The organism is Pseudomonas arsenicoxydans (genome assembly GCF_006438915.1).
GTDB classification, from domain to species: Bacteria; Pseudomonadota; Gammaproteobacteria; order Pseudomonadales; family Pseudomonadaceae; genus Aquipseudomonas; species Aquipseudomonas arsenicoxydans_A.
Genome location: NZ_RCZE01000020.1, coordinates 79,521 through 90,105, shown reverse-complemented (window position 1 = coordinate 90,105; position 10,585 = coordinate 79,521). Strand labels below are relative to the sequence as shown.

The window sequence follows — 10,585 nt, the reverse complement described above, 5'->3', positions numbered from 1 at the left end:
TCGATCCACTCGTTTGATGGCGTGTTTGGGATAGGCCTTGCCTGACATGAATCGGCCCAATCCTGTCAGCGTTAGACGACGCCCGCGCAGTAACGAACTGACACAACACATCAGTGTTTTTAGGCGACGAGAATGGACAGTGGGAAGTGCTTGAGCGAGCGCGCTGTGTAAGAATCGGATGGCCTGCATGGGATCGGGATCTTGTTTTTGTGTGGTGCAATACAAGCTGCCGACCCATGCAGGTCTCTTCAATTCCCAACTTCTTGATTTCTCGTAGGAAAAAGCGGGGATTTCTCAGGATCCGTCCCCTTACTGTTGTCCCTTACTGTTCCTAACCGCTAATGGCGTCGCTCATATGCCCCCCCAGATGATGTCGTAAATACCGAATCCTTTGTCGCTGGGGATGTCCTCCGCCTTTAGTCCTTCGATTTCCATGGTGACGAAGTGACCCGGCAGCTGGTGTGAGAAGAGTCTGGAGGCATGATCGTAAGCTGCCGGGAGAAATACGCTATGCACAATGGAATCATCCATTGCCCGTAATCTTAGCGCGACACGATCGCTGCCTTTGAGACCGCTGTATTTAAAAGAGACGCTCCGCGCTGCGCCGTTGAATGTAAAGCGCGTATGGGAAAAACAGACAACTAGCATATACGCATCTTCGTTACTTAGTCGTTGAACGCTTGTGTAGTAACCCCCATAGATATTATTTCGGATGGCGGTGACCGTTAATCCACTGTCGAAGGTCTTAGGAACACCGACCGCAAAGTTCTGTGGTTGAACACCAATCCAACGGTGGTGGCCCGAAACCTCGCGGGCTACGGTCAGGGAGCGGGCTGTCGAAGGCTGGTTCGAGCCATAGAGCGCTACGGCAGTGAAGCTGTGTACCGCCACGCTCAGACCCCGCACCTCCTTCTCCCAGATACCGGTTACCGGGTCGGCAGTGGCCTCACCCTTATCGGTGGCGCCGTCGAGAACCTGAACTTTCTGGCCCTTGCTGGCCGTACCGGTCAGCGTCACGCTGGTCTCGACTGTCGTGTCACCGTTGGGGATTTCGACCCCGCTCGGCGAGCCTTTTACTGAGGTGATGTTGGGCTTCTCATCCACCAGTGCCTTGACGGTGTACCGCCGCACGGAAAATCTCACCGCCTTACTTTCATCGGTCCCCTTGTCGAGAGCCGCCGTGAACCACAGCTCAAGGTCACTGCCATCGCCCAGGTCCTTGAGGTAGCTGTAAAGCACCGAAACATCGTAGTACCCCGCATTCAGCCAGGCTTGGTGCACGGCATTGGTCGGATGCCGCAACAGGGTTATGTTGTGTTCCCCTCCGATGGCGTTTTTGCCGCGCAGGTGCAGCCAGACCGGTTGACCAAACGCGATCAGTGGCCAGACCAGGCACCGCACCGTGGCGCCCGGCGTCAGGTTGGAGACGTCCAGTTCTGGTCCGTCGCCGTTGTTGGCGGCCTGAAGAATCTTGGGCGTTGGCAGACGGTCATCTTCATTCGAGATGGGCAGCACCGTCAGCACCAACGGCAACGACTGGGCAATCACCTTCCCGCCTCGAATCAGGTCCCAGCTCAACTCCGGCGCCTTGCCATGCCACAACCCCAAAAACACCACATCCAGAGTGAAGATGGCGAATGTCTGATCCAGCGACAGCTCCGGAAACTGGGGTGAGCCCGGTAATGGATTGCGCAACACCAGTTGCGCCTTGTCACCGGGCTGCGCCTCCGCGAAGTCGACGCGCACGTTGACACCTTGCTCGTGATCCAATGCATCGACGGGAATGGTGGCTGGAGCCAACAGCCTCGGCGCATCGATTTCAATCGTGTTTTCACCCACCACCAACGCCGTCGCCGTTTTCGAACGGCCCACCAAAGTGGCGCCATCGAACAATTCATACATCACCGTCACCGTGCGCCCGGCCAGAACCTTGTCGTTCGGCACCTCCAGCACACAGGTCTTTTTCTGCCCGAACTCGTCCGCCTCAACCGTTCCCGACACTCGCACAACCACATCCGCTTGCCCGGTCAAGGTGGCGGTGTAGACGGCGTTGACGGTGTAACCCACCTGAAAACGCGAATCGGCCGTCAGGATGACCAGCAACAGCGGATTCCCGCGCAGTTTTTCCAGGTCGATGAGGCTCAAGTCATCGCCGGGGTCGTTCAGCTGTTCGCGCAGTAACGCGGCCGGCAACAGGAGGCCCGCGAGGTCTTCATCCACCGTTTGCGTCGCCGACCACACCGCGTCCGTGTCCGGGGTGTTGCCAATCTGGTCGGTGCAGGTGCAGGAAAAATGGAGCTTGCCGCCCGGTCTTACCGCGCTTTGCAGGTAGGCGCGGGTCACGGTGAAACACACGGCGATCGGGTCCGCCGACCCCGGGTTTGGCGGCTGGGGCGCTTCATCCGGGCGAACCTGGTACGTCATGATTTCGCCATTGCACTTCAAGGTGATCGTGTCGTAGGCCCGGCAATACGGGTAAGACACCCACACCTGGGCGCTGACAAAGTCAGGGCCGACGCCGTTCTTGATGTCGTCAGCCAACCGCAGTTCAAGTTCGGAATGGCCGTCGATCTCTGGAAACCGGTCTTTTAGAGCGGGGCGGATCTTGTTGTAGAGCAGGGTCAGATTGGGCTCGGATTTTCCGACGTTCGAACTGCCGCGCGTGATGGTGTAAAACAGCTTGTTGATCTGGTCAGAATAAAGGCGGCCTTTCGGGATGCGCAGACTCGTTTTGGCGTTCACATCGGTAATGAACGCACTGCTCAGGAACGTGGCGTCCCCCACGAGCCATAGCCAAATGACGTCATCCAATTCGACCGTGCCTGCCAACGGCGGATCCACCACGGCCATCGCACCCTCGCCATCGGGGATCAAGTCATAACTTGCCAGGGGGAGGCCGACGTCCGCGTCGACGACCGGCTGGGTGGCGAGTAGCACCCAGGGCGGGTCCATCACGAGGACGCTGTTGTCGGGTGATTCGGGGGTAGTCATGGCTAAGGCTCCGGCACGATTGTGGGCGACTGGAGCAATCAAATAGCAGGACGGAAAATACGGCTACTGTCAGATCTGACAGTAGCGACGAATGGTCATCCGGCTGCCCCTCTCGATGTCTGACTGGGCGAAAGCGTGCAATTGCGCACAAGGTGCAGGTCGCGGAGCGGTTCAAGGTGCTACAGACATTCCTGCGAGAGCGATGTCATGCCCTGCCCCGATAATTCACTTTGCTCCGCACAGGCGTTCTGGTATTTGATTGAGACTTTCCCACCGGTAAAAGGATTTCGTCATGAGCTATCGCACGCTGGGTCATTCGGGTTTACAGGTCTCTACCCTGACGTTGGGCACCATGATGTTCGGCGAACAGACCAGCACCGAAGATTCCCTTCGGATCATCGACAAGGCCTGGGACCAGGGCATCAATTTCATCGACACCGCAGACGTGTACACCGGCGGCCGCTCCGAAGAGATCGTCGGCGAGGCGATCGCCGGTAACCGCCATGAATGGGTGCTGGCGACCAAGGTCGGTTTTGGCCCGGTGGACGGTGTGCCGAACCGCAGCGGTTTGAGTCGCAAGCATATTTTCAATGGCCTCGACGCCAGCCTGACGCGCTTGGGCACTGATTATCTCGACATCTATTACCTGCACCGCGAAGACCACAACACGCCGCTGGACGTGACGGTGTCGGCGATGGGCGATCTGATTCGTCAGGGCAAGGTTCGTTATTGGGGTTTGTCCAACTACCGTGGCTGGCGGATTGCCGAAGTGATTCGGGTGGCGGATCAATTGGGTGTTGATCGCCCGGTGATCAGTCAGCCGCTGTACAACATCGTCAACCGTCAGGCGGAAACCGAGCAGATCACCGCGGCGCAAAATTATGGCCTCGGCGTGGTGCCTTACAGCCCGTTGGCACGCGGCGTGCTCAGCGGCAAATATGCGCCGGACGTGAAACCCGATGCCAACAGCCGTGCCGGCCGCGCCGATAAGCGCATTCTGGAAACCGAGTGGCGGGTCGAATCGTTGCGCATTGCCCAGCAGATTCAGCGCTACACGCAGGAGCGTGGCGTGGGCATTGTCGAGTTTGCGATTGCCTGGGTGCTGAACAATGGCGCCGTCACTTCAGCCATTGTCGGGCCGCGCACCGAGGAACAGTGGGACGCGTATACCAAGGCGCAAGCGGTGAAAATTACAGCGGAGGATGAAGCGTTTATTGATTCGCTGGTGGTGCCTGGGCACTCGTCAACGCCGGGGTTTAATGACGTGAGCCATTTTGTGTCTGGCCGCAAATCCCGCACCAACTGAACAAACACATAACAAATGTGGGAGCGGGCTTGCTCGCGAAGGCGGTATGTCAGTCAACATCACTGTTGAAGATGAAATTGCCTTCGCGAGCAAGCCCGCTCCCACATTTGGACTGTGTTGATTGATCGGACAATATTTGATACGAAAACCACGTATCCTCTGCGCCCCGTTTCACCTTCAACCTCGCGAGGGCAGTTTGTCTAAAGGTATCGCTTTATCGATTTCAGCCTCGGTGCTGTTTGCCGTCATGTATTACTACACGTCGTTGCTCACACCCTTGAGCGGCGTGGAAATTTTCGGCTGGCGCATGCTGCTGACCGTGCCCTGCATGACCGTGTTCATGGTGGTGTCCGGTGAATGGAAGCGCGTGGTCGAGATCGTCCGGCGTGCCAAGGCGAATCCGAAATTGATCGCCGCGCTGATCGCCTCCTCTGCCCTGCTGGGCGTACAGCTCTGGCTGTTCATGTGGGCGCCGCTCAATGGCTACAGCCTGGACGTGTCGCTGGGGTATTTCCTGCTGCCATTGACGATGGTGCTGACCGGGCGCATCGCCTACGGCGAACGTCTGTCCTATCTGCAAAAAGTCGCCGTGGTACTGGCCATCCTCGGCGTGATCAATGAGGTGTATCAGGTCGGTGGTTTTTCCTGGGCGACCTTGCTGGTGTGCATCGGCTATCCGACCTATTTCATCGTGCGCAAGCGCCTGGCCTCGGACAACCTTGGCGGCCTGTGGCTGGACATGGCGTTGACGCTGCCGGTGGCGTTCTGGTTCGTGCAGAGTGGCGAGCAAGGCTTCGGCGTGTTCGATCAACACCCGTGGCTGTCGCTGTTGATCCCGATGCTGGGAGTGATCAGCGCCTCGGCGCTGGTGGTCTATATCATCGCCAGCCGCTTATTGCCGTTCAGTCTTTTCGGGTTGTTGAGTTACGTCGAGCCGGTGTTGTTGCTCGGTGTGGCGTTGCTGCTTGGGGAAAGCATCAAGCCTGGGGAATGGTTGACCTATATTCCGATCTGGTTGGCGGTGGTGGTGCTGGTGTTCGAAGGCTTCAAACACCTGATGCGACAGCGCCGCGCCTAAGCCTTACACAAAACAAATGTGGGAGCGGGCTTGCTCGCGAATGCGATCGTTCATTCAACATTAAAGTTGACTGATCCGACGCCTTCGCGAGCAAGCCCGCTCCCACATTGTTTAGCGGTGTGGCGGGTTACTCGGTAGCGAGCACGCCACGACGAACCTGATCCCGTTCGATCGATTCGAACAACGCCTTGAAGTTGCCTTCGCCAAAACCATCGTCGCCTTTACGCTGGATGAATTCGAAGAACACTGGCCCCATCAGGGTTTCGGAGAAGATCTGCAGCAGCAGACGCTTGTCGCCCGACTCCGACGAACCGTCCAGCAGAATGCCTCGCGCTTGCAGTTGATCAACCGGCTCGCCGTGGTTTGGCAAACGGCCTTCGAGCATTTCGTAATAGGTTTCCGGTGGCGCGGTCATGAAGCGCATGCCGATGCTTTTCAGGTGATCCCAGGTCTTGAGCAGGTCATCGGTCAGGAATGCAACGTGTTGAATGCCCTCGCCGTTGAACTGCATCAGGAACTCTTCGATCTGCCCGGCGCCCTTGGACGATTCTTCGTTCAGCGGGATTTTGATCATGCCGTCAGGCGCGGTCATGGCTTTGGAGGTCAGGCCGGTGTACTCGCCCTTGATGTCGAAGTAGCGAATCTCGCGGAAGTTGAACAGCTTCTCGTAGAAGTTGGCCCAGTAGGCCATGCGACCGCGATACACGTTGTGGGTCAGGTGGTCGATGATCTTCAGGCCGGCGCCGACCGGGTTGCGATCCACACCTTCGATGAACACGAAGTCGATGTCGTAGATCGAGCTGCCTTCACCGAAACGGTCGATCAGGTACAGCGGTGCGCCGCCAATGCCTTTGATCGCCGGCAGATTCAATTCCATCGGACCGGTTTCGATGTGGATCGGCTGGGCGCCGATTTCCAGTGCGCGCTTGTAGGCGAGCTGCGAATCCTTTACGCGGAACGCCATGCCGCACACCGACGGGCCGTGTTCGGCCGCGAAGTACGAAGCAACACTGTGTGGTTCGTTGTTGAGGATCAGGTTGATCGCGCCCTGGCGATACAGGTGCACGTCTTTGGAACGGTGGGTCGCCACCTTGGTGAAGCCCATGATCTCGAAGATCGGCTCCAGGGTGTTCGGGGTTGGCGATGCGAATTCGATGAACTCAAAGCCCATCAGGCCCATTGGGTTTTCGTATAAATCTGCCATTTTGGCGCCTCATCATGCTTTTAGAATTAACAGTTAAAAAGTGTTAGTTGCTAGCAATGCTGAGACCGGCGGGTGGCGCACAGGAGATGCCCCGCACGCTGCGGGCTAGGAAGTCACCGTAGATCAATTGAAACCCAAAACTCTTCATTGTCGACCCAAGGCTCTTGCGGGCGAGGCTTCTGCTGCCAGAAGACGTTTATTATTGTATGCGTAACCCGATTCTACACAGCGTAAATAGGTTTGTCCGCCTTCTGTATCAAATCCCCTTTCCCCCTACTCGCGCAAGGGGTTTATTGCAGAGGAAAATCCCCGCCAGAATCAGCACACCGCCAAGGCACATCGCCAGGGTCAATGGCTCGCCCAGCAACAGTGCGCCGAGGATGACGGCCGTCAGCGGGTTCAAGGCAATGAACACCCCTGAACGCGTCGCGCCGATCTGGCGGATACCGGCGTAATAACCGATGTAGGCCAGCGCCGAACCCAAAACGCCGAGGTACATCAGGCTCAGCCATTGATGCGGACCGAGGCTGATCAGCGCGCTGACACTCAGTTCACCGCGTACGGCACTGGTCGTCCAGAGCATCGCGGTACCCAGCAGAATCGAATAGGTCACCGTCTGCACCGGCCCCAAGGACTGATTCAGCTCTTTGGAGAACAGCGAATAAATGCCCCAGCCGAGCACGCAGCCAAAGATCAGCAAGTCACCGATCCAGGCATCGGCATTGCCGGCCAAAAGCTGCGGATTACGACTGGCAATCACCACGCTCGCCCCGGCAATGCAGATCGCGATGCCGAAGACTTTCGCCCGGCCCAAGCGCTCCTTGAAGATCAGCCATGAGGCGAGGCCGATCACTGCAGGGTTCAGCGCAACAATCAACGAGGCTCGCGAGGCGTTGATGTAATGCAGCCCATAAAAGAAGCACAGGTTATAAAAGAAGATCCCGAAGAACCCCAGCAGCGCCAACCGCAGCCATTGCTGCGGGTTCGGCCGGATCAACGGGATGCGGGCCAGCAGCAGGAACAGCAACAACGCCGCGCTGGCCAGCAAAAATCTGAGGCTGGCGGCGAACAGTGGACTGAGGCTGTCAGCCAGAAAACGTCCGGCAACGAATGTGCCGCCCCAGATCATGGTGACGGCGGCGAGTTTCAGATACACCGAGGTGTGCGAAGTCGTTGTTTGTGCAGACATTGTCATGGAGAGGCAAAGCCAGGCTAAGGAAGATGACGTATCATTCGACTAATGAACGATCATCGTAAAATGAGTAAAAGCTCATGACCCTGACCCAACTCGAGATTTTCTCGCTGGTCGCTGAGCTGCGCGGTTTCACGGCGGCTGCCAATCGCCTGGGAATTTCCCAGTCTGCGGTGTCTCACGCGCTCAAGTCGCTGGAACAGGAACTCGGCGTCGAACTGTTGCGGCGGCATCAGTCCCAGGTCGAACTGAGCGACATCGGCCAACAACTGTTGTTACGCGCCCGGGCGATGCTCGGGCTGGCCAACACCCTGCGCCAGGAAGCGGCCGATGCGCGCGGGATGAAGCGCGGCACGTTGCGCATCGGCTCGTTTGGCCCGACCTCGTCGATCCGCCTGTTGCCGCTGATCCTGCAGCACTTCCGCACGGCGCATCCGGGCATTGAAGTCCACATCGACGAAGGCCCGGATCGCCAGGTGATTCAATGGCTTGAAGAGCGGCGAATCGATATTGGCTTTGTGGTGCTGCCTGATGAGCGCTTCGACACCTTCGCGCTGCTGGAAGACCAGATGGTCGCCCTGCTTCCTGCCGAACACGCACTGGCGGATCGGGACAATCTGAGCTTGAGCGACTTGTGCAACGACCCGTTCGTGCTGACTGAGGCAGGCTCATCAGAGCTGGTGTCGCGGCTGTTCAGCGCCGCCCGCCTCATACCGAACATCCGCTACCGCTGCTCACAATTGCTCAGTACGCTGGACACGGTAAGCCGCGGCGATGCGTTGACGGTCGTGGCTGAAAGTGCGCTGCCCGACAACATCAACAGTCGCTATGTGAAAAAACCACTGTCGCCTCCCGTTATTCGCCAGGTCGGGCTGGCCGTGCTGGACCAGCGTCAGTCGTCACCCGCCACGCTGGCCTTTATCAAACTGGCGCTCGAACTGAACACCCGTTGAGCGGCATAAGCGCCAAGGGCCAACTATCATGGCCCCTACCTGAACTCTTTATGGGAGGCGTGTTGTCGTCCTGCCCGCAGTTGAGAGCCCTGTTTCTGTGTGAGAGATCTCGCGAATGCCATTGAGTGCCAAACGCCGTCGCCCGTTGCGCATCCGCATTATGGTGACCCTGCTGTGTGGATTGCTCCCGGTGATATTGGGCTTTGCCATTCTCTATATGCAGGCTGAACATGTTCTTCAGCAAAGCACGCGGGTGAGCGCGGAAGAAGCCCTGCACCAGTTCGAATTGATGCTGGACAACACGGCGCAATCCGCCATCGAGTTGCTGCCACTGGCCGGGCAAAACTGCAACGACGTCACGCTGGCCCTGCGCGAACAGGTTACTCGCCGCCCGTTTGTGCGCTCGGCCAGTCTGGTGTGGGACGGCAATCTCTATTGCAGTTCGTTGTTCGGCGAATATGAACAGAAGGTCAACCCTGGCGACTATGTAGACGGCAAGTTGTGGCTCATGCACGGCAACCCGGTCACTCCCGATACCGCGTTGCTGGTGTATCGCTTGAGTGAAGGAAAAAAGGCCGCGCTGACAACGCTGGACGGTTACCATTTGAGCAATGTGCTGCGTCTGATTGGTCACAAGACAATACTACTATTGCAAGTAGGCCCGAACTGGTTATCCGTCGACGGCAAAGTCCACGAAGGCGCCCTGCCCACTTTGCCCTTGGCCGAAAGTGAACTCACGTCCTCGCGCTATGCCTTTTCGGTCGTAGCCGGTTTCCCAGAGGGAGAAACCTGGCGCTACATGGCCAGCGAATACCCACCGCTGTTCAGCCTGCTGATTTTTTTTGGCGTGGCAGCGGGCGCCATCGGCCACGTTTTACAAAGACGTTCATGGTCGCCTAATCACGAAATGCAACGCGCCTTGGCGGCGCAAGAGTTTGTACCCTACTTTCAGCCAGTGGTGCATGGCGATACCCGGAAGTGGTCTGGCACTGAAGTGTTGATGCGCTGGAAACACCCCAAGGAAGGTCTGGTACGGCCTGATCTGTTTATCCCGTTCGCCGAAGATTCCGGGTTGATCGTGCCCATGACCCGCTCGTTGATGCGCCAGACTGCGCAGTTACTGGGACCTGTTTCGTCTGCGTTTGCCGGCCCCTTTCACATCGGCATCAATATCACCGCGAGCCACTGCAAGGACCTGGAACTGGTCAAGGACTGTCGCGAGTTTCTCAGTGCCTTCGCCCCCGGTTCTATTTACCTGGTACTGGAATTGACCGAGCGCGAACTGATCAAGCCCAGCGACATTACGCTTGAGTTGTTTCAACAGCTTCAGGCAATGGGCGTGATGATCGCGATAGACGACTTTGGCACCGGGCACTCCAGCCTGGTTTATCTGCGCCAGTTCAATGTGGACTTCCTGAAAATCGACCAGAGTTTCGTGGCCATGATCGGCATCGACGCCTTGTCGCGCCATATCCTGGACACCATCATCGAACTCTCGGTCAAGCTCGACCTGGGGATTGTTGCCGAAGGAGTGGAGACGCAAGAACAAAGTGACTATCTGACCGCCCACGGTGTGAACTTCCTGCAAGGTTATCTCTACGGTCGACCGATGCCCGGCGCAGAATTCATTAACGCATTAACCCACCATTAACTAATTGCATTAAGCGATGAGGCATCCAAATCGCGCACCAAATTGAATCAAAAGACTACCGTTGTTACATGAAGAAAACGTCAGGATTTACTCTTGGCCAATTAACCACTACAATTTTTCATACCTGTGCAAGATAGGCAGGTGAGCTACTATCACCGAGTCGCTTCAAGGCTCTTGGCTTATAGCTTTGTTTGCGGTTGGTATCAGCCA

General features: G+C 57.4%; 7 protein-coding genes and 1 pseudogene. 4 read left to right on the top strand and 4 right to left on the bottom strand.

Features of this window, described 5'->3' with window-relative positions; genetic code table 11:
- Together EAH78_RS32505 and EAH78_RS32400 are read right to left on the bottom strand one after the other, a co-directional pair.
- Positions 1–252: pseudogene (locus EAH78_RS32505) on the bottom strand (hypothetical protein); the annotation flags it as partial.
- Positions 253–351: 99 nt separating this feature from the next.
- On the bottom strand, positions 352–2,991 hold the full coding sequence (locus tag EAH78_RS32400) for a hypothetical protein (RefSeq protein WP_170219191.1): 2,640 nt from the start codon (positions 2,989–2,991) through the stop codon (positions 352–354).
- Positions 2,992–3,283: 292 nt separating this feature from the next.
- On the opposite strand from EAH78_RS32400, the gene EAH78_RS30335 reads away from it, so the two are divergent.
- Positions 3,284–4,297 (top strand): aldo/keto reductase, encoded by a 1,014-nt coding sequence (locus EAH78_RS30335; RefSeq protein WP_140671837.1) that lies wholly within the window; start codon positions 3,284–3,286, stop codon positions 4,295–4,297.
- A gap of 196 nt (positions 4,298–4,493) precedes the next feature.
- The gene (rarD, locus tag EAH78_RS30330; protein ID WP_140671835.1) at positions 4,494–5,375 is read left to right on the top strand and encodes an EamA family transporter RarD; all 882 of its coding nucleotides are present in this window, start codon (positions 4,494–4,496) and stop codon (positions 5,373–5,375) included.
- A 127-nt stretch (positions 5,376–5,502) separates the two neighbouring features.
- Here the strand turns inward: rarD and hppD are convergent, their stop codons facing one another.
- Both hppD and EAH78_RS30320 read right to left on the bottom strand, forming a co-directional pair.
- Positions 5,503–6,579 carry a 4-hydroxyphenylpyruvate dioxygenase gene (gene hppD, locus EAH78_RS30325; RefSeq protein WP_123431747.1) on the bottom strand — a complete coding sequence of 359 codons (1,077 nt, stop codon included), beginning with the start codon at positions 6,577–6,579 and terminating at the stop codon, positions 5,503–5,505.
- Between the two features lie 256 nt (positions 6,580–6,835).
- Positions 6,836–7,774, bottom strand: a complete 939-nt coding sequence (locus tag EAH78_RS30320) for a DMT family transporter (RefSeq protein WP_140671833.1) — start codon at positions 7,772–7,774, stop codon at positions 6,836–6,838.
- Between the two features lie 77 nt (positions 7,775–7,851).
- Here EAH78_RS30320 and EAH78_RS30315 point away from each other — a divergent pair, with 77 nt between their 5' ends.
- On the top strand, positions 7,852–8,724 hold the full coding sequence (locus EAH78_RS30315; protein WP_140671831.1) for a LysR family transcriptional regulator: 873 nt from the start codon (positions 7,852–7,854) through the stop codon (positions 8,722–8,724).
- Positions 8,725–8,839: 115 nt separating this feature from the next.
- Positions 8,840–10,375, top strand: a complete 1,536-nt coding sequence (locus EAH78_RS30310) for an EAL domain-containing protein (protein WP_140671829.1) — start codon at positions 8,840–8,842, stop codon at positions 10,373–10,375.
- Positions 10,376–10,585: the final 210 nt, after the last annotated feature.